At 61.2% G+C, this 21,810-nt stretch carries 21 protein-coding genes; 3 read left to right on the top strand and 18 right to left on the bottom strand.

The features are described 5' to 3' along the window. Positions 1-5: 5 nt before the first annotated feature. The 4 genes from greA to I5P96_RS12585 form a co-directional block, all read right to left on the bottom strand. Entirely contained in the window at positions 6-491 is a 486-nt protein-coding gene (greA, locus tag I5P96_RS12570) for a transcription elongation factor GreA (protein ID WP_118552388.1), read from the bottom strand. Positions 492-799: 308 nt separating this feature from the next. Continuing rightward, positions 800-2,884, bottom strand: coding sequence for an elongation factor G (locus I5P96_RS12575; RefSeq protein ID WP_223382436.1), 2,085 nt, complete (start codon positions 2,882-2,884; stop codon positions 800-802). Positions 2,885-3,504: 620 nt separating this feature from the next. Then, a complete protein-coding gene (gene rny, locus I5P96_RS12580) occupies positions 3,505-5,082 on the bottom strand; it encodes a ribonuclease Y (protein ID WP_223382438.1) in 1,578 nt (525 codons plus the stop codon). A gap of 322 nt (positions 5,083-5,404) precedes the next feature. Further along, complete coding sequence (locus tag I5P96_RS12585; protein WP_223382439.1) at positions 5,405-7,165, bottom strand: tyrosine-protein phosphatase; 1,761 nt, start codon at positions 7,163-7,165, stop codon at positions 5,405-5,407. 171 nt (positions 7,166-7,336) lie between these two features. On the opposite strand from I5P96_RS12585, the gene I5P96_RS12590 reads away from it, so the two are divergent. Continuing rightward, positions 7,337-7,705, top strand: a complete 369-nt coding sequence (locus I5P96_RS12590) for a RidA family protein (RefSeq protein ID WP_097791611.1) — start codon at positions 7,337-7,339, stop codon at positions 7,703-7,705. 139 nt (positions 7,706-7,844) lie between these two features. Here the strand turns inward: I5P96_RS12590 and I5P96_RS12595 are convergent, their stop codons facing one another. From I5P96_RS12595 to I5P96_RS12605, 3 genes are all read right to left on the bottom strand, one after another. Next, positions 7,845-8,444, bottom strand: a complete 600-nt coding sequence (locus I5P96_RS12595; protein ID WP_223382441.1) for an ECF transporter S component — start codon at positions 8,442-8,444, stop codon at positions 7,845-7,847. A 122-nt stretch (positions 8,445-8,566) separates the two neighbouring features. Beyond that, positions 8,567-9,538 carry a Gfo/Idh/MocA family protein gene (locus I5P96_RS12600; protein ID WP_223382443.1) on the bottom strand — a complete coding sequence of 324 codons (972 nt, stop codon included), beginning with the start codon at positions 9,536-9,538 and terminating at the stop codon, positions 8,567-8,569. 23 nt (positions 9,539-9,561) lie between these two features. Beyond that, complete coding sequence (locus I5P96_RS12605) at positions 9,562-10,440, bottom strand: type III pantothenate kinase (RefSeq protein ID WP_118552378.1); 879 nt, start codon at positions 10,438-10,440, stop codon at positions 9,562-9,564. A 199-nt stretch (positions 10,441-10,639) separates the two neighbouring features. On the opposite strand from I5P96_RS12605, the gene coaBC reads away from it, so the two are divergent. Continuing rightward, positions 10,640-11,836 (top strand): bifunctional phosphopantothenoylcysteine decarboxylase/phosphopantothenate--cysteine ligase CoaBC, encoded by a 1,197-nt coding sequence (gene coaBC / locus I5P96_RS12610; RefSeq protein WP_223382444.1) that lies wholly within the window; start codon positions 10,640-10,642, stop codon positions 11,834-11,836. 93 nt (positions 11,837-11,929) lie between these two features. On the opposite strand, the gene murC is transcribed toward coaBC, so the two are convergent. Next, positions 11,930-13,306: a UDP-N-acetylmuramate--L-alanine ligase gene (gene murC, locus I5P96_RS12615; RefSeq protein WP_223382445.1), complete on the bottom strand. Its 1,377-nt coding sequence runs from the start codon at positions 13,304-13,306 to the stop codon at positions 11,930-11,932. Positions 13,307-13,642: 336 nt separating this feature from the next. On the opposite strand from murC, the gene I5P96_RS12620 reads away from it, so the two are divergent. Then, positions 13,643-14,485, top strand: coding sequence for a DegV family protein (locus I5P96_RS12620; protein ID WP_223382446.1), 843 nt, complete (start codon positions 13,643-13,645; stop codon positions 14,483-14,485). 61 nt (positions 14,486-14,546) lie between these two features. Here the strand turns inward: I5P96_RS12620 and atpC are convergent, their stop codons facing one another. The 10 genes from atpC to I5P96_RS12670 are packed head-to-tail and all read right to left on the bottom strand — an operon-like array spanning position 14,547 to position 21,732. Further along, entirely contained in the window at positions 14,547-14,948 is a 402-nt protein-coding gene (gene atpC / locus I5P96_RS12625; protein ID WP_097791604.1) for an ATP synthase F1 subunit epsilon, read from the bottom strand. 3 nt (positions 14,949-14,951) lie between these two features. Continuing rightward, positions 14,952-16,346, bottom strand: coding sequence for a F0F1 ATP synthase subunit beta (gene atpD, locus I5P96_RS12630; protein ID WP_097791603.1), 1,395 nt, complete (start codon positions 16,344-16,346; stop codon positions 14,952-14,954). A gap of 19 nt (positions 16,347-16,365) precedes the next feature. Next, on the bottom strand, positions 16,366-17,214 hold the full coding sequence (atpG, locus tag I5P96_RS12635; protein WP_097791602.1) for an ATP synthase F1 subunit gamma: 849 nt from the start codon (positions 17,212-17,214) through the stop codon (positions 16,366-16,368). An 18-nt stretch (positions 17,215-17,232) separates the two neighbouring features. Beyond that, positions 17,233-18,753 carry a F0F1 ATP synthase subunit alpha gene (atpA, locus tag I5P96_RS12640; protein ID WP_097791601.1) on the bottom strand — a complete coding sequence of 507 codons (1,521 nt, stop codon included), beginning with the start codon at positions 18,751-18,753 and terminating at the stop codon, positions 17,233-17,235. A 48-nt stretch (positions 18,754-18,801) separates the two neighbouring features. Continuing rightward, positions 18,802-19,341, bottom strand: a complete 540-nt coding sequence (atpH, locus tag I5P96_RS12645; RefSeq protein WP_097791600.1) for an ATP synthase F1 subunit delta — start codon at positions 19,339-19,341, stop codon at positions 18,802-18,804. Continuing rightward, a complete protein-coding gene (gene atpF, locus I5P96_RS12650) occupies positions 19,338-19,844 on the bottom strand; it encodes a F0F1 ATP synthase subunit B (RefSeq protein WP_097791599.1) in 507 nt (168 codons plus the stop codon). Before atpF ends, atpH begins: the two co-directional genes overlap by 4 nt. A 39-nt stretch (positions 19,845-19,883) precedes the next feature. Further along, complete coding sequence (atpE, locus tag I5P96_RS12655; protein ID WP_055187653.1) at positions 19,884-20,165, bottom strand: ATP synthase F0 subunit C; 282 nt, start codon at positions 20,163-20,165, stop codon at positions 19,884-19,886. Between the two features lie 41 nt (positions 20,166-20,206). Then, positions 20,207-20,950 (bottom strand): F0F1 ATP synthase subunit A, encoded by a 744-nt coding sequence (locus I5P96_RS12660; RefSeq protein ID WP_223382447.1) that lies wholly within the window; start codon positions 20,948-20,950, stop codon positions 20,207-20,209. Positions 20,951-20,953: 3 nt separating this feature from the next. Then, positions 20,954-21,454, bottom strand: coding sequence for an ATP synthase subunit I (locus tag I5P96_RS12665; protein ID WP_097791597.1), 501 nt, complete (start codon positions 21,452-21,454; stop codon positions 20,954-20,956). A gap of 17 nt (positions 21,455-21,471) precedes the next feature. Further along, entirely contained in the window at positions 21,472-21,732 is a 261-nt protein-coding gene (locus I5P96_RS12670; protein WP_223382448.1) for an AtpZ/AtpI family protein, read from the bottom strand. Positions 21,733-21,810: the final 78 nt, after the last annotated feature.

A 21,810-nucleotide genomic window follows, 5' to 3' on the forward strand; every position in this document is an offset into this window, starting at 1 on the left:
TCTGCTCAGTTGGCTGCGTGGGTGATGCTCCGCACCGTGTACTCCACGGTGTGGCCGGTGGGCAGCAGGACCTCTGCCTTCTCGCCCACTGCCTTGCCCAGCAGGGCATGGCCGACGGGGCTTTCATCGCTGATCTTGCCGCTCAGGGGGTCTGCCTCGGTGCGGCCGACGATATCGTACTCCTCGGTCTCATCCTCGCCGGTCATCAGGATGGTGACATGGGTGCCGACGGCAACGTTCTCCACGCTCAGCTCGCTCTCGTCGATGACGACAGCGTTCTTGACCATCTGCTCCAGCTCGGTGATGCGGTTCTCGACCAGGCCCTGGGTGTTCTTGGCCTCATCGTACTCGCTGTTCTCCGACAGGTCGCCGTGGCTGCGGGCTTCCTTGATCTCTTCTGCCAGCTCCTTGCGGCGGACGGTCTTGAGGTATTCCAGTTCATCCTGCACGGCCTTCAGGCCGGCAGCGGACATCTTGATTTCTTGTGCCATTTTGGGATTCTCTCCTTGTCTATTGGATTGGCGCAGCCGCAAAGCCGCGCACGAGTGCTATTTTGACTGTTCTATTATAATGGCAAGCCTGGATATTGTCAACAAAAACGACGGTTCTGCAATGCAAAAAACTGCAAAAGGCCCCACCGGCAGAGGGAATTGCCGACGGGGCCTTGAAGATGTTGATGTTTACCCTCTCAGTCATCGCTGCGCGATGCCAGCTCTCCCGAAGGGCGAGCCATTGGCAGATCGGGCAGCGAATACGGACTGCTTGGGTTCAATTGGCGGTAAAATAGCGGGCGCTGTGCTCAATCATCCGCAGCTTCGTCCAGGTTGCCCAGCTTTCTGGCCTGCTCGACGACGGCGGGCACCAGCATTTCGGGCAGGATCTCATAGCGGGCAAACTCGGTGGTGAACCAGCCGCGGCCCTGCGTGGTCTGACGGATGAAGGTGGTGAAGCTGCTCAGCTCGGCCAGCGGCACTTCGGCGATGATGGTCTGCATCCCGTCCTCATCCGGCTCCATGCCCAGCACACGGCCGCGGCGCTTGGTGACGTCGCCCATGATATCGCCGGTGTTGTCGTTGGGAACATGCGCTTTCAGGGTGTGGATGGGTTCCAGAATGACGGGGCCAGCTTCGGGCATCGCGGCCTTATAGGCCAGCTTGGCCGCCATAATGAAAGCCATTTCGGAGCTGTCCACGGGGTGGTAGCTGCCGTCCAGCAGGGTGGCCTTCAGGCCGACCACAGGATAACCGGCCAGCACACCCTTTTCTGCGGCCAGACGGACGCCCTTTTCAACGGCCGGGAAGAAGTTCTTCGGGACACTGCCGCCGAAGACCTTTTCCTCAAAGACGACCTGCTCGCTGTCGCAGGGCTCGAAGTTAATGACGACATCGCCGAACTGGCCATGACCGCCGGTCTGCTTCTTATGACGGCCCTGTTTCTGGCAGGCCTTGCGGATGGACTCGCGGTAGGCGATGCGGGGAGCCTCCAGACCGATCTCAACGCCGAACTTGTTCTTCAGCTTGGCCTTGACGACGTCCAGATGCTGCTCACCCAGACCACCGATGATCTGCTGATGGGTCTCGGCGTTGTTCTCGTAGCTCAGGGTGGGGTCTTCTTCCATCAGGCGGGCCAGCGCACTGCTGATCTTACCCTCGTCGCCCTTCTTGGCCACGGTGACGGCCATGAACAGGCTGGGCAGCGGGAAGACCGGTGCGGGCAGTTTGACCACGCGGGAAGCATCGCAGAGGGTATCGCCGGTCTTTGCGCTGACCAGCTTTGCCACAGCGCCGATGTCACCGGCACCGATGCCGTCGTTCTCAATCTGCTTCTTGCCGATGACGGTCAGGGGCTTGTTGATCTTTTCGATGTCGCCGGTGCGGGCATTGGTCAGGGCCAAACCTGCGGTGACTTTGCCGCTGATGACGCGCAGATAGCTCAACTTGCCCACGAACGGATCGGCCACGGTCTTGAAGACGTAGGCTGCGGTAGGCTCCGATTCGGTGCAGTGCAGCTCGACAGACTCGCCGTTGGCGTCCTCGGCCATGGTGCACTCCTCGTGCTCCGGGCTGGGCAGCAGCTTGTGCATGTTGAACAGCAGCATATCCAGTGCCTGCTGGTTGACCGCGCTGCCGCAGAAGACAGGGGTGATGAGGCCGTCCTTGACGCCCTTGCGCATTCCCTCGACGATCTCCTCGGTGGTGAAGGGCTCACCGCCGAAGAATTTCTCCATCAGCTCATCGTCGGTCTCGGCGATGGCCTCGCTCATGGCCTCGATCAGGCCCTGGAAGCGGTGGCCGATGTCGGGCAGATCCACCTGGATTTGTTTGCCGCCCTCATACTTGAAGGCCTTCTGGCTGAACAGATTGATGTACACTGGGGTGCCGTCGTCGAGCTTGGCCGGGACGACGCAGGGGCAGATCGTGGAGCCGAAGCGGATCTTCATATCTTCCAGGATCTTGAAGTAGTTCGCGTTTTCCAGGTCGCACTTGGAAACAAAGACCATGGTGGCTTTGCCGTTCTTGCGGGCCAGTTGGAAGGCCTTCTCGGCACCAACGGTCACGCCGCTGCGGCCGGAGACACACACCAGCACACTCTCCGCAGCCCGGATGCCCTCATACTCACCGGCCTCAAAATCGAACAGGCCCGGTGCATCAATGAAGTTGTACTTGATGCCCTCGTACTCCACGGGGACGACCGACGCCGACAGGCTGGCCTTGCGCTTTGCTTCCTCAGGGTCAAAGTCCGAAATCGTGGTGCCGTCTTCGACCCGGCCCATACGCTCCGCTGCGCCCGAAAAATAGACCAATGCCTCAGTCAGCGTCGTTTTGCCGCTGCCGGCATGGCCTGCAATCAAGATATTACGGATGTTGTTGCTTGCGTATTTCATATCGGTTTTTCCCTCTTTCCGCCGCACGGAGCGTTCTCTCCGTTTTTGTGGCATATTTTACAAAGATAATACCACACTTCAAGCGATTTTCAAATAGATTGCTTTAAAATTTTGCTCCTTGACCCGCCAAACTTGCCGCCCTGCTTTTGTGCATTTTGACCGTCCGGCTCAAAAATCGACTAAAAACCGCGCAGAACGTTCTCGTAAGCAGAGGGCCGCCCGCTCACTCCCGCCGTGCGCATCGACCGCCGGAGTATCTTCCCCCGCCAGTGCAGGCCTGAGCGATGGTACAATGGCAATGGCACGGTATCCCCTCTCCTCAGTCAAAACCACCGGCTGAGCCGGTGGCTTGAGTAAGCCCTAGAAGGGCACCTTACTGGCAAAGCCCCTGCAAGGGGCCACGAGCAAGCATCTTTCATCTGCATTACTTGCCCTACCGCTCTAACGAGCTATGCCCATAAAGTGCATCTTCTAAGATGACAATTTCTTTGTCATCTCGCTTCGCTCGAAGCTTATAGCTAAAGCATTTTTACTCCACCAGCCTAGCTGGTGGTTTTGAATCGCTCAAGCTAACTAAAAGAAGCCCGCTGCAACCATACAGCGGGCTTCGGGAAAGGATCTTATTTTGCGTAATCGACGGCGCGGCTCTCGCGGATGACGTTGACCTTGATCTGGCCGGGGTAATCCAGCGTGTCCTCGATCTTCTTTGCGATCTGGCGGGCCAGCAGGATGACCTGATCGTCGCTGATGACATCGGGCTTGACCATGATGCGCACTTCGCGGCCTGCCTGAACAGCAAAGGCCTGCTCGACGCCCTCGAAGCTGGAAGAGATCTCCTCCAGATTCTCCAGACGCTTGACATAGCTCTCCACGTTCTCACGGCGGGCACCGGGGCGGGCGGCGCTGATGGCGTCGCAGGCCTGGATTATGAAGGCCAGCGGGGTCTTCGGCTCCACATCGCCGTGGTGGGCCTCGATGGCGTGGATGACCTGGGTGTTCTCCTTGTACTTGCGGCAGATGTCCACACCGATCTGCACATGGCTGCCCTCGATCTCGTGGTCGAGCGCCTTGCCGATATCATGCAGCAGACCGGCACGGCGGGCCAGCGTGACGTTCACGCCCATCTCGCCTGCCAGCAGGCCGGCCAGCCAGGCCACCTCCATGCTGTGGGTCAGAGCGTTCTGGCCGAAGCTGGTGCGGTACTTCAGGCGGCCGATGAGCTTGATGAGGTCGGGGTGCAGGCCATGGATACCAAGCTCCATCACGGCCTTCTCGCCCTCGCGCTTCATCTGCAGTTCCAGATCGTGGCGGCACTTCTCCACCGTTTCCTCGATGCGGGCGGGGTGGATGCGGCCGTCGCCGATCAGGCGTTCCAGGGTCATGCGGGCCACTTCGCGGCGGGTCTGGTCGAAGGAGGACAGGGTGATGGCCTCCGGGGTATCGTCGATGATGAGGTCCACACCGGTGGCCGTTTCCAGCGCACGGATGTTGCGGCCCTCGCGGCCGATGATGCGCCCCTTCATCTCATCGCTGGGCAGCGGCACCACGCTGACGGTGGTCTCGCTGCAATGGTCGGCTGCACAGCGGGCAATGGCCTGCCCGATGAGGTTGCGGGCCAGATTGTCGCAGTTCTCCTTCAGGTCGGTCTCGTAGGCTGCCACACGGACGGCCTTTTCGTGGGTCAGTTCCTCGTCCACCTTGTGCAGCAGCACTTCGCGGGCGTCTTCCTGGCTCAGACCGGCCAGCGTTTCCAGCCGCTCCATCTCCTTGGCGCGGATGGCGTCCACCTCCGCCAAATGGGCGTCAACTTCCTCGTTCTTCTTCTTCAGCTCTTCTTCTTTTTTCTCCAGAGCTTCGGTCTTGCGGTCCAGAGCTGTTTCCTTCTGGTCGATGCGGTTCTCCTGACGGGTGATCTCAGCGCGGCGCTGCTTGATCTCCTTGTCGGCTTCCGCCTTCTGGGCATCCACCTCCGCTTTCAGGCGGAAGGCCTCGTCCTTTGCTTCCAGAACAGCTTCTTTTCGTTTTTGGTCTGCGGTCTTGATCGCTTCGTTCACCAGCCGGGTCGCCTCGGCTTCGGCGCTGCCGATCTGGGCCTCGGCGGTCTTTTTACGGTTGTTGTAACCAATAAAATAACCCCCGCCGATGCCGGCAGCAGCTGCGATCACGGCCACGATCAAAACCAATGCGATCGTGGGCATCGTGTTCACTCTCCTTAACGTTAAAGTTCAAATTCAACGAAATACTGGAGACGCTGCCAGGCAAGGCGTGGGCAACAAGACAAAATCAAGCTCTCAACACAAAAGAAGCCGGACCGGAACACACCACCGGAAAGACCCTTCGGGTGCGCGTTCTGCACTTCTTTTTTATTTACAAGGTTTTCATATAAAAACGGGCAGATGAAGCCCCATTGAAATTTGGTTGCGGAATACCCCTGCACACAGCGTCATGGATTCCATACTACTTCTTATATTACGAAACATTTGAAGCAATGTCAAGGGAAGCGGGCGCAATTTTGAAAATTTACTCCAGATACATCCGCCGCAGCCGCATCAGGCGGGCCGGGGTCAGGCCGTATTCGGCTTCGAGGTAGGCCTCGGCGCTGCCGCATTTCTCCCGGATGGCGGAGAGCACCAGGTCCACCGATTCGGGGTGCACCCCTGCGATGCCCTGATAAAACTTCTTCTGTTCCGGGCGGGCGGCGATCTCGTCGGCATGTTCGGCCCAGATCTTTTCCAGCTCCGGGCGGCGGCATTCGTTCGTCCGGACGAAATCCTGACGGATCGTCTCGTCCGAAGCGCCCAGCGCCAGCAGGATCAGCATAGCCGCCACGCCGGTGCGGTCCTTGCCGCCGGAGCAGTGGAAGAGCACCGGCGTCTCGCCCACTTCCAGAGCACGGAACAGCTCCTTGTAGGCCTTGTTGCCGAAGAGCATCTGCCGGTACATGGCATCGGCCATCCGGCGGCCTTCGTCCGGCTTGCCTTCCAGCAGGCGCTCGCGGTCCTCCGGCGAAAAATCCACTTCCTTGCCGTCGTCCAGGCAGAGCCCGCAGATGCGCACCATCCGGGCACCGTCCGGCACATAGTCCGGCATCTTCTCGGCCTCCTGCGCGCTGCGCAGGTCGAGGATGAGGCGCAGCCCAAGGGAATCCAGCAGCTTCCGGTCGGCGTCGCTCGTCAGCAGACCGGTGGGGATGCCCCGGTAGATCTGCCCCCAGCGGACGTGTTTGCCCTCATCGGCCGGGTAGCCGCCCAGCTCCCGGAAGTTGTTCCCGCCCGCAAAGGGCAGCTGGGTTCCGGGCGCGGGGTGGGGCGCAGGCTTTTCCACCGCCGTGCTGGACAGCACCGGGCGGCTGTAGAACGGCTTGGCCGGGCGGCCCCGCCGGGGCGGCAGCGATGCCGTACCGCCCAGCACCTCCATCAGGTAGCTGCGCAGCAGGTCCAGATAGGCCGAGTTGTGGTCCCGCCGCTGCACCATCGAGACGCAGAGCGGCGGCATATCCTCGATGAGCACATCGCGCACCCGGTCCAGCTCCCGCCGTGCCCCCGGCTCGTACCGGGTCAGACAGGTACACAGCTGCTCCTGCACCAGATAATAGGCCTGATAGAAGCTGGGGCCGATCTCGGCGTCGGGCGCAAAACCCGCCTTGGCGCAGGCGTCCCACAGGGGCGCAAACAGGTCCTGCCGCAGGCTGGGCAGCAGCACCCGCTGCCCCCGCAGCGCTGCCAGCGGCACCCGCTCCTTTTCCCAGAAGGGGTGGCCGCGCGGCACCAGCAGGCAGGCAGGGTCTGCCCGCAGGGTCGTGCGGGCCAGCACCTGCGCCGCGCAGCCCAGGTCCATGACCAGCCCCGCGTCCAGCTCGCCCTGCTCTACTCCGTCGGCCACGGCATCGTTGTCCAGCAGGCGGAACCGCATCTCGATGTGCGGGTACTGCTGGCGGAACTTGTCCAGCTGGGTCTCCAGACCGGGCAGATAGTCCGGCACCAGCGAGACGCTGATGCCGATGCGCACCGGCTGGGCGGACTGGATCTCGGCATGGAGGGCCGCCTGCATCTGCTGGAACTGCTCCACCACCGGGGCCGCATGGCGCTGCAGGCTCAGCCCCCGCTCGGTGAGCGAGAGCTTGTGATGGGCGCTGATGAACAGCGGCCCGCAGAGTTCGGCTTCCAGCGCGGTGATGCTCTGCCGCAGCGCCTGCCGCGACAAAAACAGCCGCTGGGCCGCGCGGGTGTAGTTCATCTCCTCGCACAGGACCAGAAAATAATGCAGCTGGCGGATATCCATGGGGCTCCTCCTGAAACAGTGGTTGGTACATAAAGAATACCGCCTTTTGCGCGGAATGTAAAGCCGGACGGCGAAAAAAGTGCCGAACGATTGACAGCACCCGCCCGCCGGGTGTAGACTCAGCATAGCAAACGCATTTCACATCTCAGATGAAGAAAGAAGGAGTATCCTATGAAAGTGATCGCTACAGAAAAGGCCCCCGGCGCCATCGGCCCCTACTCGCAGGGCTTTCTCACCAACGGTTTTGTTTACACCTCCGGCCAGATCCCGGTGAACCCCGCCGACGGCACCATCCCCGAAGGCATCGCCGCACAGGCGGAGCAGAGCTGCAAGAACGTCGGCGCCATTCTGGAAGCCGGCGGCAGCGGCTTTGACAAGGTGGTCAAGACCACCTGCTTCCTGGCCGACATCGCGGATTTTGCGGCCTTCAACGAGGTTTACGCCAAGTTCTTCACCTCCAAGCCCGCCCGCAGCTGTGTCGCCGTCAAGGACCTGCCCAAGGGCGTCCTGTGCGAGGTCGAGGCCATCGCAGAGGCGTGATCCGCCGTCTGTACCCGGTTCCGGGTGCTGCATGAAGCTGCAAAAAAGCCAGAACTGCGCTGCCGTTTGGCAGACCAGTTCTGGCTTTTGTTATTTTATGATCGGGCCGGACGCGCTGCCCTGACGTGTGGCGCGTCGCTTACTTCAAAAACTTGCGCACAGCACGGGCGACGATGCCGCCCAGGATGCCGGACACCAGGAACTCGGCCACGCCCTGCACACCGACCAGCAGGACGACGAACATGAACGGGTTGGCCGCGCCCTTGACGGACACGAGGTTCTGGACATAGTCGCAGCCGTAGAAGGCCAGCACGATGTAGCCCATGAAGAACAGGGTGTTCAGGGCCGGGGCGCACATGGCGCTGAGGATGTAGCTCCAGGTGCCGGGCTTGTCCAGCTTCTTCAGGCCGTTGAAGATGAGGCCGACGCACAGGCCCATCAGCACACGCATCCCCACGCAGAGGATGAAGGTGTTGACCGGGCTGACCTGGAACAGGGCCCCGGTCATGGCCGAAGCGCCGGTGATGGCGTCATAGAAGCTCACCGCGCCGAACACGCCGCCCAGGATGGCACCCGCAGCGGGGCCCATGGTGATGGCACCCACGGCGATGGGAAGGGTCAAAAAGCTCATGTAAAGCGGGCCCATGGGCACACTGCCCAGGCCGATGGCCTTCATGACCAGCTCGATGGCGACCAGCAGTGCCAGCCGGGTGAGAGTACGAAGATCGTTGTTTTTCATTCTGTTTTCCTCCTGCTGCCGTTCCGCCCTTACGTCGGATACGGCGCAAACCTGCCCGCTCTATGCGGGATAAATTTTGTTGATACGGACTTCAGACACGCTTGTCAGGGCATTGTCCGTGGTCAGAACTTGAGTCCTGCTGACCGCCGGGCCACGGTCAGCACCTTGCTGACGGCCACAGAGGTATCCAGCATCCGGCTGCAAAGCTCCTGGTCCCCGCCCTCGATGGCGCGGGCGAACGCATGGAACTCGGCCGCCTGCCGGGGGCGGCCGCCGTTGAGGTTGTAGTGCTCTTCCTTGCCCTCATTGGGGTGGAAGGTCACACCGCCGCACCAGTTGGCGGTGGATTTCTGCAAAATATAGCCCTTCGTGCCCTGGATGATATACCGGGCCGGTGCGCCGCAGTCCTTGGCGGCGATGCTCACCGCGCGGAAGCTGTTGTATTCCATGGTCAGGATGCCGCTGGTGTCGATGCCGCGCTCGATGTTGGCGGTGTAGTGCACCTGATTCGGCTCGCCGAACAGGCCCACGATGTAGCTGATGTTGTAGACGTTCAGGTCCATCAGTGCGCCGCCCGCACGGGCCGGGTCAAAGGAGACCGGCGTCTCCCCGGCGCAGAAGGCATCGTACCGGCTGGAATACTGGCTGAAGTTGCACTGCACCAGCTTCACCTTGCCCACGCGGGGCAGCAGCTCGCGGATCTTGTTGTAATTTTCCAGATACTGGGTGGTCATGGCCTCGAACAGGAAGACTTTCCTGCGGCGGGCCAGATTCGCCAGCTCCTCTGCCTGCAAGGCATTGATGGCCATTGGCTTTTCCACGATGACGTGCTTCCCCGCCTCGATGGCCACCTTGGCATAGCGGGCGTGCTGGTTGTTCGGCACGGCCAGATAGACCACGTCCACGTCCTGTAACAACTCAAAATAGTTGGTGGTATGCTGGGGGATGCCGTACTGTTCGCACAGCTCCCCCGCCGCCTCTGCGCTGCGCTGGGTGCTGCAGATGCACTGCACCGTAAAAGGCGAGTCCGCCCCGGTCAGCCACGGCAAAAATTCCCGCACGATCATGCCCGTGCCCAGAATCCCTAATTTCATTCTCTTCTCCATCCTGTCTGTCGTCAGCCTGCTTTGGCCTCATCCTCGCGGCGCTCCCGGCGCTGCGGGTGGGGTCGGCGGGCGCGGCGGAAGTTCTGGTTCCGCTTTTTGCCGCCGCCTGCGTGGTGCTGCGGCGCATTCATCTGGTACAGCAGCGCCAGACCCTTCATCAGCAGTTCGGGGTCGTAGGTCAGCGGATGGCGGCAGAGCGGGGTGACGTATTTGGCCAGACCGCCGGTCACGACCAGCGTTGCCGGGCGGCCCAGTTCTTCTTCGATGCGCTGGGTGATGCCGTCCAGCAGCACCGCCGTGCCCAGCACCGAGCCGGACAGCATACAGCTCTCGGTGTTCACACCGATGGCGCTCTTCGGGGAGCCGAGACGCACCTGCGGAAGCTGGGCACAGCGCTCCCCCAGAGCCCGCAGTCCGGTGGACAGGCCGGGGCAGATGACGCCGCCCCGGAACACCCGGTCCTCATCCACCACATTGAAGGTGGTGGCCGTGCCCAGGTCCACCGTGATGACCGGCAGCGGGAACTTTGCCGCCGCATAGGCAGCATCGACCAGACGGTCCTTGCCCACGGTATGGGGGTCGGGCACGCCCATGGTCAGGCCGGTGCGGATGTCCGGCGATACGATGACCGGCTTTTTGCCGGTGTAATGGCGGGCGCACTCGGCCAGCGCCCCCGTGATCTGGGGCACAACGCTGGTCAGCACCGCACCCTCAAAGCGCATGGGGCGCTCCGGGTGGCGGCGGTGCGAAAACACCTTTTCCATCTCGGCGCGGTACTCCGCCGCCGTGCGGGTGCGCACCGTATCCATGTGGGCCACAAAGCATACACGTCCGTCCTTGATGCCCCCCAGGGCGACGGTGGTGTTGCCTATATCAATGGCTAAGATCATATTTGGGAAACCTTTCTGAAGATACGTACAACCTCTCCGTCTGCTTCGCATTGACTGAGAGGTTCCTTTCACTCTAAGTCAAGGGTTATTTTACCGCATTTTGCCTTCCGTTACAAGTGCTGCAAAAAGATTTTATTGTGCTGGCGGCAATTTTGCATTATACTAAGGAGAGCAAACCAGAGATTTGGGAGGTTTTTGGATGGATCTGAACGGAAAATGCGTCCTTTTGGGCGTCACCGGCGGCATTGCCGCCTATAAAATGGCGAATGTCGCCAGCGCACTGCGCAAGCTGGGGGCCGACGTCGAGGTCATCATGACCCGGAACGCCACCCAGTTCATCACCCCCATCACGTTCGAAACGCTCACCGGCCACAAGTGCATGGTGGACACCTTCGACCGGGATTTCAAGTTCGAGGTCACTCATATCGCGCTGGCCAAAAAGGCCGATGTCATCCTCGTTGCACCGGCCACGGCCAATGTCATCGCCAAAATGGCCCACGGCATTGCCGACGACATGCTGACCACGACCGTCCTCGCGGCCAAATGCCCGAAGCTGGTCTCCCCTGCCATGAACACCGGGATGCTGGAAAACCCCATCACCCAGGACAACATCGCCACGCTGGAGCGCTACGGCTTCACCGTCATCCCGTCCGAGAGCGGTGTGCTGGCCTGCAAAGATGTGGGCAGCGGCCGCCTGCCGAAGGAAGATGTCCTCATTGAGTACATCCTCCACGCCATTGCCCGCCCGAAGGACCTGGCTGGGCTGCGCATCGCCGTGACCGCCGGCCCCACCCAGGAGCCGCTAGACCCTGTGCGCTACCTGACCAACCACTCCACCGGCAAGATGGGCTACGCCGTGGCCCGCGCCGCCGCGATACGGGGCGCAGACGTCACCCTCATCCACGGCCCCACGGCCCTGCCGCCGGTCCGGTTCACCGAGGATGTGCCCATCACCACCGCACAGGACATGTACGACGCCGTGACCAGCCGCTTTGACGCGATGGACATCCTCGTCATGGCCGCTGCCGTGGCCGACTACCGCCCCGCCACCGTCGCCAACGACAAGATCAAGAAAAAGGACGGCGACCTGTCCATCCCGGTGGAGCGCACCGCCGACATCCTCGGCACCATCGGCCCCCGGAAGACCCGGCAGTTCCTCTGCGGCTTCTCGATGGAGACCCGCGACATGCTGGAAAACTCCTCGGCCAAGCTGACCCGGAAGAACCTCGACATGGTGGTCGCCAACAACCTGAAGGTGGCTGGTGCCGGTTTCGGCGTGGACACCAACGTCGTCACCTTCATCACCCCGGACGGTGCCCGCGAACTGCCCCTCATGAGCAAATCGGACGTCGCCGACGCCATTCTGGACGAGATCCTGAAGCGGCGGAACGGGTGAACAGGCGGTTCGCATCCCACAAAAAAGCTCCCTGCCGCACATTTTGTGCCCGGCAGGGAGCTTTGGTTTTATTGGTCACCGGATGCGGCGGTTTCAGTCCTTTGCCACCATCATCTTGCTGGCCTTATAGATATCGCCGCAGCCGAGGGTGATGACGAGGTCCCCTTCGCGGGCATTGTCCTTGACCCACTGCGCCGCAGCTTCCAGGCTGTCCACCAGGACTGCGTTCGGGATCTGGGCGGCCAGCTTGGCGCTGGTGATGGAGGGGTCGTTCGGCTCACGGCTGCCCATGATGGGGGTCAGCACTGTGATGTCGGGGATCTTGAAGACATCCACGAAGTCGTTGAACAGCATCTTGGTCCGGCTGTATGTAAACGGCTGGTGGACAGCGATGAGGCGCTTGTAGCCCATCTCGCGGGCCGTGGTCAGGGTCGCACGGATCTCGGTGGGGTGGTGTGCGTAGTCGTCCACGACCACTGCACCGTTGCACTCACCGTACAGCTCAAAGCGGCGGCCTGCGCCCTTGAAGTTCAGGGCTGCATCGGCGCACTGCTCTACGGTCAGGCCCACAAAGCGGCAGACGGCGCACATGGCCAGCGCATTGTACACGTTGTGACGGCCGGGCACCGCCAGACGGATGTGGCCGGTGACCTTGCCCCACTCCTGGAGGTCGAACTCAAAGAAGCCGGGCTTGTACTCCTGCACATTGATGGCACGGTAGTCACCGTCGTTGTCGATGCCAAAGGTGCGGACGCGGCGGTCCAGGGTGTACATGACATCCATGGTGTTCTTATCGTCGGCGTTGGCGAAGATCATGAACTGGGTCATCAGGGCGAAGCGCTTGAACGCGAACTTCAGCTCGCCCATGCTGCCGTAGTAGTCCAGATGGTCGTTGTCGATGTTCAGCACGACCGACAGATACGGGGTCAGCTTGAGGAAGGTCTCGGAATATTCGCAGGCCTCGATGACGATGTCGTCGCCCTTGCCGGCCTTGCCGTAGCCGCCGATGAGGGGCAGCTTGCCGCCGATAACGGCAGAGGGGTCGCGGCCTGCCAGCTCCAGCGCCGTGGTGATCATGGACGTGGTGGTCGTCTTGCCGTGGGTGCCGGAAACGCAGATGCTGTCCTTATACAGGCGGCTGACGTAGCCCAGCAGGACGCTGCGCTCCACGGTGGGGATGCCGTAGGAAACCGCCGCATTCAGCTCCACATTGTCCTTCGAGATGGCAGCCGAGTAGACCACGAGGTCGGTGCCAATGACGTTGTCGGCGCTGTGGCCCAGCGAGACCTTGACGCCCATCTCCCGCTCGTACTGGATGATGCTTCCGTCCAGCACATCGCTGCCGGAGATCACATAGCCCTTGGCGTTGAGGATCTGGATCAGCGGATACATGCCGCTGCCGCCGCAGCCAATGAAGTGGATCTTCTTCACATTATCAAGCAGATGCTTGGTATAGTCGGTAACAAACATAATAAGGCAACCTCCAAATAAACATAAAACGGCCGCAGCGCAGACCGATCTCATTTTGATCCATCGTGTGGTACTACTTATTATATAATTTTTGGCGGACAAAATAAACAGTTCCGAGCGAATTTTCGGAAAGAACCATAAAAAACCGGTTTATTTTGTGACAACTGTACACAAATGCCAGCCTTTTTCCGCCAGAATCAGCGATTCACAAAAGATTCACATTTCATTTTTGTGATTGCCTAACAAACTTTAAGCTTTTGTGCTATGATAATTCAGGATTTTGAAGAAACCAACGCGCTGCGGCCCGGCCCGGCGAACAGAAGAGGAGTATCGAACATGAAGATCAAGATTACTGCGGACAGCACCTGTGACCTGTCCGAAACGCTGCTGCGGCAGTGGAATATCTCGCTCATCCCCATGCACATCCTGATGGGCGAGGAAAGCCTGCTGGACGGCGTTACCGTCCGCCCCGCCGATGTATTCACCCATGTGCAGAACGGCGGCAAGATGCCGAAATCCGCTGCCCCGAACCTCGTGGAGTACACGGATTTCTTTACGCCCTTTGCTAAAGACTACGATGCCGTCATCCACATCTGTGTCGGGTCCAAGTTCTCGTCCTGCTGCCAGAACGCAAAACTCGCCGCGCAGGAGTTCGGGAACGTCTCGGTCGTGGATAGCGAGAACATCTGCACCGGGCAGGGCTATCTCGTCCTGCGGGCAGCCAAGCTCGCGGCGGACGGCCTGCCGCCCCGGAACATCTGTATGCGGCTGCAAGCCCTTGCCAAGAAGGTCGATCTCAGCTTCGTGCTCAACCAGTTGGACTACATGGCCAAGAGTGGCCGCTGCTCCGGCGTGCTGGCCTTCGGGGCCAACATTCTGGGCATCAAGCCCAGTCTGGCCGTCATCGACGGCGAGCTGAAGGTGGTCAAGAAGTACCGCGGTCAGCTTCCCATCTGCGTGGGCAAATACATCACCGAGAAGCTGGCTGACCGAGACGACATCGATACCAGTGTCGTCTTCCTCTCCTCCTGCCAGCCCAAACCCGGCTGTTTGGAGGCCGTCAAGGCCGGGCTTGCACAGTACGGCAAGTTCGAGCAGATCATCGAGACGGACATCGGTACCACCATCGGCGGCTACTCCGGCCCCGGCACCATCGGTATCGTTTTTGCCACAAAGTAAATCGCACCGCACAAAAGCACCCCACCGGCAGCAGGCGCTGCGGATGGGGTGCTGTTTGCTGTTACGGGTGGATGGAGGTGCGGACGAGAGCGCGCTTCAGGCGGGCCTGGGCCAGCTCATAGTCGCGCTTGTCCAGGTTCTTCTGTGCCAGAAGCTCTTCGGCGCGCTTTTTGGAGGCCTCGGCGCGGGCCTGGTCGATCTCCTCGGCCCACTCCCAGGTGGTGGCGACCAGCCGGACAGTTCCGTCCAGCACGGTGAGCATCCCGCCCATGCAGGCAGCACGGCGGCGCTGGCCCTCCGCGTCCACGATGTGGGCCTCGCCCATGCCCAGCGCGGTGCAGTAGTCGCCGTGCTTGGCCAGAATGGCAAGGTCACCGTCGATGGCGCGGCAGACCACCCGCTCGGCCTGCCCGTCAAAGGCACAGCCGTCCGGCGTGACCACCGTCAGATGAAAGGTCGTCATGGTTTACCCTTTCTTCGCCTTGGCGAACACATCGTCGATGGTGCCGGCGAACAGGAATGCGCTCTCCGGCAGGTCATCGCACTCGCCGTTCAGGATCATCTTAAAGCCGCGCAGCGTCTCCTTGAGCGGCACATACTGGCCGGGCATACCGGTGAACTGTTCGGCCACATGGAAGCTCTGGGACAGGAAGCGCTGCACCTTGCGGGCGCGGCTGACGGTCCGCTTGTCTTCCTCGCTCAGCTCGTCCATGCCCATGATGGCGATGATGTCCTGCAGCTCCTTGTAGCGCTGCAGCACCTTCTGGACGGCGCGGGCGATCTCGTAGTGCTCCTGACCCACGACTTCGGGGCTCAGGATGCGGCTGGTGGAATCCAACGGGTCCACAGCCGGGTAGATGCCCTGGGATGCGATGTCACGGCTCAGGACGGTGGTGGCATCCAGATGGGTGAAGGTAGTGGCAGGGGCCGGGTCGGTCAGGTCGTCGGCAGGAACGTAGACGGCCTGAACGGAGGTGATGGAGCCCTTGCGGGTGGAGGTGATGCGCTCCTGCAAAGCACCCATCTCAGTGGCCAGCGTGGGCTGGTAACCGACGGCGGAGGGCATACGGCCCAGCAGAGCCGACACCTCAGAACCAGCCTGGGTGAAGCGGAAGATGTTGTCGATGAAGAGCAGCACGTCCTGATTCTTGACATCGCGGAAATACTCCGCCATGGTCAGGCCGGACAGTGCCACACGCATACGGGCTCCGGGAGGCTCGTTCATCTGGCCGTAGACCAGCGCCGTCTTGTTGATGACGCCGCTCTCGGTCATTTCGCCGTAGAGGTCGTTGCCCTCACGGGTGCGCTCGCCGACGCCGGTGAAGACCGAGTAGCCGTTGTGCTCGGTGGCGATGTTATAGATCAGCTCTTGGATCAGAACGGTCTTGCCGACACCGGCACCGCCGAACAGGCCGATCTTGCCGCCCTTGGCGTAGGGGCAGATCAGGTCAACGACCTTGATGCCGGTCTCCAGGATCTCGGTGGTGGACTGCTGCTCCTCATAGCTGGGAGCCGGGCGGTGGATGGGCCAGTAGGCCTCGGCCTCCGGGGCGGGCTTGTTGTCCACCGGCTCGCCCAGCAGGTTGAACACGCGGCCCAGGCACTGGTCGCCCACCGGCACCTTGATGGACTCGCCGGTATCCACGGCGTCGGTGCCGCGCACCAGACCATCGGTGCTGCTCATGGCGATGCAGCGCGCCACATTGTCGCCGGTGAGCTGGGCCACCTCGACGATGAGCTTCTCGCCGTGGTTGTCGATCTCAATGGCGTTGAGCAGCTCCGGCAGCTCGCCATCCTTGAACTGGATGTCCAGCACCGGGCCGATGACCTGGATCACCTTGCCGATGTGTTTTTCGGACATAGGCTACAACTCCTTACTTTCAAATCTCCGCGCCGGCCACGATCTCGGTGATCTCCTGCGTGATGGCAGCCTGACGGGCGCGGTTGTAATACAGATTCAGATGGTCGATCATTTCGCCCGCATTCTTGGTCGCGGCGTCCATGGCGGTGCGGCGGGCGGCCAGCTCGCTGGCCACGCTCTCGCACACGGCACCGTAGACGATGCCCGCGACGTATTCGGGGATGATGGCACGGAACACTTCCTCGCTGCTGGGCTTGTACAGGATCTGGCTGCGGCGGGCCGCTGCCTTCTGCTCCTCGGTCGGCTCGATGCTCAGGGGCAGCACCTCCATTGTGGCGGCCGTCTGGGTCATCATGGAGTCGAACCGGGTGTAACAGATCTTCACGGCGTCGTAATCGCCCTTCAGAAAGCCCTCGGTGATCTTGCGGGAGAGCGAGAAGCACTCGCCCACCGAGATCTCCGCCGCCAGCAGCACCTCGTCGGTGAACAGGTCGGCCTCGTGGTGGGCGAAATACTCCGCCGACCGCTTGCCGATGGGCAGCACGGTCACGGGGCCCTGCTGGGCCTCGGCCTGTTTCAGCACGTTGCTGTTGTAGCCGCCCGCCAGGCCGCGGTCGCCCGCGATGACGATGAGCAGCGTCCGCCGGATCTCGTCCCGGCGCAGATACGGGCTGCGGGCGCGGGGGTCCGCTGCCGCAATGCCGGTCAGTGTTTCGTGCAGGGTCTCAAAATAGGGGCGGCTGTGTTCGACACGCTCCTTGGCACGGCGCATTTTGGAGGAAGCCACCAGCTCCATGGCCTTGGTGATCTGCATGGTACTTTCTACGCTTTTGATGCGCAGCTTGATGTCCTTCATGGAACCTGCCATGCGTTACGCCTCCTTCCCTCAGTGCGCCTTGACGAAGCTCTCGGTGTAGGTGGACAGAACGCCCTTGAGTGCTTCCTCGGTATCCTTGTCCAGATTGCCGGTGGTGCGGATGGTCTCCATGACCTTGGCACCGTCGGCACTGTTGTCGAGATATTCGTACAGGCCCTTTTCGTATTCCGCCACGTCCGGCACCTTGACCTTGACGAGGTAGTCGTGGATGGTGGCATACAGAATGGCCACCTGCTTTTCCACTGCCACGGGAGCCGAACGGTTCTGCTTCAGCACCTCCACGATGCGCTCGCCCTGTGCCAGGCGGGCCTTGGTGTCGGCGTCCAGATCGGAGCCGAACTGTGCAAAGGACTGCAGCTCGCGGTACTGGGAGTAGATCAGCTTCAGGGTGCCCGCGACCTTCTTCATGGCCTTGATCTGTGCGTTGCCGCCGACGCGCGACACCGAGATGCCGGGGTTGACGGCCGGCATGACGCCGGAGTGGAACAGCTCGGTCTCCAGGAAGATCTGGCCGTCGGTGATGGAGATGACGTTCGTCGGAATGTAGGCGGAAACGTCACCCGCCTGCGTCTCGATGATGGGCAAAGCCGTCAGGCTGCCGCCGCCCAGCTCATTGGAGAGCTTGGCCGCGCGTTCCAGCAGACGGGAATGCAGATAGAAAACATCGCCGGGGTAAGCTTCACGTCCCGGCGGACGGCGGATCAGCAGCGACAGGGCGCGGTAAGCGACGGCGTGCTTGGACAGGTCGTCGTAAATGATGAGGACATGCTTGCCCTTGTGCATGAAGTATTCGCCCATGGCACAGCCGGAATAGGGGGCGATATACTGCAGCGGCGACAGCTCGGACGCCGTGGCGGACACCACGATGGTGTAGCCCATGGCACCGGCTTCGGTCAGGCTCTGCACGAGGTTGGCAACGGTCGAGCGCTTCTGGCCGATGGCGACATAGATGCACAGGACGTCCTTGCCCTTCTGGTTGATGATGGTATCGGCTGCGATGGTGGTCTTGCCGGTCTGGCGGTCGCCGATGATCAGCTCACGCTGGCCGCGGCCGATGGGGATCATCGAGTCGATGGCCTTGATGCCAGTCTGGAGCGGCTCCTTGACGGGCTGGCGGTCGATGATGCCGGGGGCCTTGCTCTCGATGGCGCGGAACTCGGTGGTCTCGATGGGGCCTGCACCGTCGATGGGCTGGCCCAGTGCGTTGACGACACGGCCGATCAGTGCGTCGCCCACCGGCACGGAAACGACCTTGCCGGTGCGCTTGACGGTGCTGCCTTCCTTGATGCCGACGTCGGAGCCCAGCAGAACGATGGAGACGGTGTTCTCCTCCAGGTTCTGGGCCATGCCGTATTCGCCGTTGTCAAACTGAAGCAGCTCGCCTGCCATGCACTTTTCCAGACCGCTGGCGCGGGCGATGCCGTCGCCCACCATGATGACCGTGCCGACTTCGCTCTGCTCGATCACGTTCTCATAGTGCTTGATCTGCGCCCGGATGATCTTGGAGATTTCTTCAGGTTTCAGTTGCATTGTCTTGTGTTCACCACTCAATTCTTTTGTTCAAAATCTTGGGGCGGATTAAACGGTAATGCCTGCAATGCTGCGGCGCAGGCTGGCCAGCCGGTTTTTGACCGTGCCGTCCAGCTCGGTGCCCTCGATGTCCAGCCGGATGCCGCCCAGAACGGCTGCATCCACTTTGGTCCTGAGGTCGATCGTTTTGCCGGTGACAGCCTCCAGCTTCTCGTGCAGGCGGGCGGTCTGGTCTGCCGACATGGGCACGGCCGTGACCGCAGTTGCTTCGAGGATGCCATGCGCCTGATTGTATTTCACGCGGAAGGCCCGTGCGCAGCCGGGCAGCTCCCGCAGGGTGCCCTTTTCGCAGAGGATCTTCACAAAGTTCAGCACATAGAGGTGGACTTTGCCCCGGAACGCCTCGTCCAGCAGGGCGCAGCGCTCCTTTTTGGGGATGCTGGGGATGCTGAGCAGGTGGAGGTACTCCGGGTCCTGTTTCAGGATGTCCGCCACCGCGTCCAGCTCTTCCAGGATGCGGGTCTCAAGCCCTTCCTCCGCGGCCAGGTCGTACAGACTTCCGCCGTACATCCTTGCGATCTCGGTCATGATGCTTCACCCACATTTTTGATAAATTCGTCGATCAGGTCCTTGTGGTCGGCTTCCTTGATCTCGCGCTCGACCACCTTGGAGGCGATCTCCATCGCCATGCCGCCGATCTCGTCCTTGGCCTCGTTGACGGCCTTCTTGCGCTCCTGCGCAATGTCGGCCTCAGCCTTCTGCTTCAGGGCAGCAGCCTGGGCGCGGGCCTCACCCAGCAGCTCTTCGCTGCGGGCTGCGGCGGTCTTCTGCGCCGACGCCACGATCTGGTTGGCCTCGTTGCGGGCATTCTGCAAATTCTGCTCATACTCCGCCTTCATGGCCTCGGCCTCGGTGCGGAGCTTCTGGGCGTCCGCGATCTGGCTGTCGGCCTTGGCCTTGCGCTCGGCGATGACCTTTTTGACCGGGTTCAGCAGCAGCTTTTTGAAGATCACCAGCTGGATCATCAGGTTGCAGATCTGGGCCAGAAAGGTCCAGCCATCCAGCGTGATCAATGCCTGATAAAGTTGCATAAGCGTCTCCCCTTTCGTTTCTTATTGTTCGGGGAGTGCTCAGCCCAGATAGTTCATGAACATGCCGGGTGCGAGGAAGATCAGCAGCAGGCCGGTGACGAAGCCGTAGATACCGGTCGTCTCAGACAGTGCAACGCCCAGGATCAGGGTGCTGGTGACGTCGCTCTTGCATTCGGGCTGGCGGCCAACGGCCTCACAAGCCGCAGCGGCGGCGTTGCCTTCGCCGATACCAGGGCCGATACCTGCGATCAGTGCCAGGCCTGCGCCGATGCCGCAGCCTGCCAGAGCGATACCACGAGCCAGAAGTTGAAAGTCAGTCATAATAGTGTCCTCCTGAAAAAATGTTTTTGGGGGATGCCGGCTCAGTCTTCACCGGCAGCACGTTTGATGAAAATGGTGGTCAGGGTACAGAAGATGAATGCCTGGATGCAGCCGCCGAACCAGTCGAAATACAGGCCCGTAAAGGCCGGGATACCGATCTGGAACAGCTGGAGCTGGCTCAGGAAGCCGGGCAGCCAGCCGAATACGACATGGCTCAGGCTTGCCAGCGCCCAGTACAGCAGGGTGGAGATGACTGTGCCGGACAGGATGTTGCCAAAGTGACGGAACGCCATGCTGACGGGGGTCGAAAGCTCCGACAGGACGTTGATGGGTGCCATGATGAAGATGGGGTCGAGCAGGCCCTTCAGATACGAGAGGATGCCGTTCGTCGTGATCTTGTAGTACATGATGAGGACGAAGACGACGATGGCCCACGCAGCCTCGGTGTTGAGGTCGGCCGTGGGGCTCCACAGGCCCACCACGCTGATCAGGTTGCACCCGATGCTCAGCGCGAAGATCGCGCCGACCAGCGGGATATACCGGTCAAAGTGTGTGCCCATGTTTTCGTGCACGAACTGATCGAGCCGTTCCACGATGAACTCGGCGGCGGCCTGCCGCTTGGAGACATTTTCCAGTTTCAGGTCATGCCCCAGCCAGAAGGCCAGCGCCGTCAGCAGCGCCATCACGATCCAGGTACTCACAAGGGTCTGGGTGATCTTGAAATCGCCCAGAATGGGGATATCCGTATGGATGGTATACAGGATCTTTGCGCCGTTCAGTTCCATTTGTTAGGTTTCACCCCCTTTTTCGCCGGGAGCTTCGGCCTGCGCGGCGGCCTGCACCGGTTCGTCTTCCACCGAGACGTCCTGTGCGGGGGCTGCCTGCGCAAGGGGCTTGTACTTGCCCGTTATTTGCAGGTAATAAATGGTGATCCGCGGGAAAAACAGCGGCAGGACACTGGCAAACGGCTGGAAGCAGGGCGCGGCGATGGCCACGATGACCCAGACGGCCTGCAGCAGCATCCGGCTGTTGTGGGAAAGCTGTAGTTTGGCTTTGCGGCGCTTCTCATCCTGCTCGTCGATGATCTTCTGCACCACGAAGCAGATGCCCGCAAAGTTTGCGATGGCGACGGCTGCACCCACCAGACCGCCCAGCACGACCGTGTAGTCGAACCGGACCCAGCCCACAAGGTGCAGCGCTGCAAAGAGCACCCACATGGCCGCCGTACAGATGGCGGTGCCGCAGGCGATGCGCAGCAGTTCCTTTTTGGACTCCGGCTGCAATTTCATAGCAAACCCTCCAACGTTCATTGATGCGAATTGAAGCCGACACGAGAAGTCTTCTCCTTTTTGGTGCGTTCCATCCGCTCCCTGGCAAAGACCCAGAAATTTTGTGCCCCTGCGGCCAGCCCCAGAAAAACGCCCGGAAGATACACCCACTCCGGCCAGCCCCAGCGGTTCACTGCCCACCAGCAGCCGCCCAGACAGAGCAGCAGCGGCAGCAGCATGGACAAGCCCAGCTGCGTCAGCCACACGATATCCTCCAGTGCTTTGTATAAGCCCTTCAACGGCGTTCCTCCTTCTGGTCTGCCCGCCGCAGGCACCCCACGCGGCGGCTCTTTCGCAAAGGATCTTTTCCATGCAAG

The organism is Faecalibacterium prausnitzii (assembly GCF_019967995.1).
Lineage (GTDB): Bacteria > Bacillota > Clostridia > Oscillospirales > Ruminococcaceae > Faecalibacterium > Faecalibacterium prausnitzii_E.

Coding starts and splice junctions, on each gene's coding strand:
- I5P96_RS12605 (WP_118552378.1), bottom strand. CDS start 10,440: ATGATCTTAGCCATTGATATAGGCAACACCACCGTCGCCCTGGGGGGC.
- I5P96_RS12600 (WP_223382443.1), bottom strand. CDS start 9,538: ATGAAATTAGGGATTCTGGGCACGGGCATGATCGTGCGGGAATTTTTG.
- I5P96_RS12620 (WP_223382446.1), top strand. CDS start 13,643: ATGAAGATCAAGATTACTGCGGACAGCACCTGTGACCTGTCCGAAACG.
- I5P96_RS12595 (WP_223382441.1), bottom strand. CDS start 8,444: ATGAAAAACAACGATCTTCGTACTCTCACCCGGCTGGCACTGCTGGTC.
- atpA (WP_097791601.1), bottom strand. CDS start 18,753: ATGCAACTGAAACCTGAAGAAATCTCCAAGATCATCCGGGCGCAGATC.
- I5P96_RS12585 (WP_223382439.1), bottom strand. CDS start 7,165: ATGGATATCCGCCAGCTGCATTATTTTCTGGTCCTGTGCGAGGAGATG.
- atpF (WP_097791599.1), bottom strand. CDS start 19,844: ATGCAACTTTATCAGGCATTGATCACGCTGGATGGCTGGACCTTTCTG.
- greA (WP_118552388.1), bottom strand. CDS start 491: ATGGCACAAGAAATCAAGATGTCCGCTGCCGGCCTGAAGGCCGTGCAG.
- atpD (WP_097791603.1), bottom strand. CDS start 16,346: ATGTCCGAAAAACACATCGGCAAGGTGATCCAGGTCATCGGCCCGGTG.
- atpC (WP_097791604.1), bottom strand. CDS start 14,948: ATGACGACCTTTCATCTGACGGTGGTCACGCCGGACGGCTGTGCCTTT.
- murC (WP_223382445.1), bottom strand. CDS start 13,306: ATGTTTGTTACCGACTATACCAAGCATCTGCTTGATAATGTGAAGAAG.
- atpG (WP_097791602.1), bottom strand. CDS start 17,214: ATGGCAGGTTCCATGAAGGACATCAAGCTGCGCATCAAAAGCGTAGAA.
- atpH (WP_097791600.1), bottom strand. CDS start 19,341: ATGACCGAGATCGCAAGGATGTACGGCGGAAGTCTGTACGACCTGGCC.
- I5P96_RS12575 (WP_223382436.1), bottom strand. CDS start 2,884: ATGAAATACGCAAGCAACAACATCCGTAATATCTTGATTGCAGGCCAT.
- coaBC (WP_223382444.1), top strand. CDS start 10,640: ATGGATCTGAACGGAAAATGCGTCCTTTTGGGCGTCACCGGCGGCATT.
- I5P96_RS12590 (WP_097791611.1), top strand. CDS start 7,337: ATGAAAGTGATCGCTACAGAAAAGGCCCCCGGCGCCATCGGCCCCTAC.
- I5P96_RS12660 (WP_223382447.1), bottom strand. CDS start 20,950: ATGGAACTGAACGGCGCAAAGATCCTGTATACCATCCATACGGATATC.
- rny (WP_223382438.1), bottom strand. CDS start 5,082: ATGCCCACGATCGCATTGGTTTTGATCGTGGCCGTGATCGCAGCTGCT.
- I5P96_RS12665 (WP_097791597.1), bottom strand. CDS start 21,454: ATGAAATTGCAGCCGGAGTCCAAAAAGGAACTGCTGCGCATCGCCTGC.
- atpE (WP_055187653.1), bottom strand. CDS start 20,165: ATGACTGACTTTCAACTTCTGGCTCGTGGTATCGCTCTGGCAGGCTGC.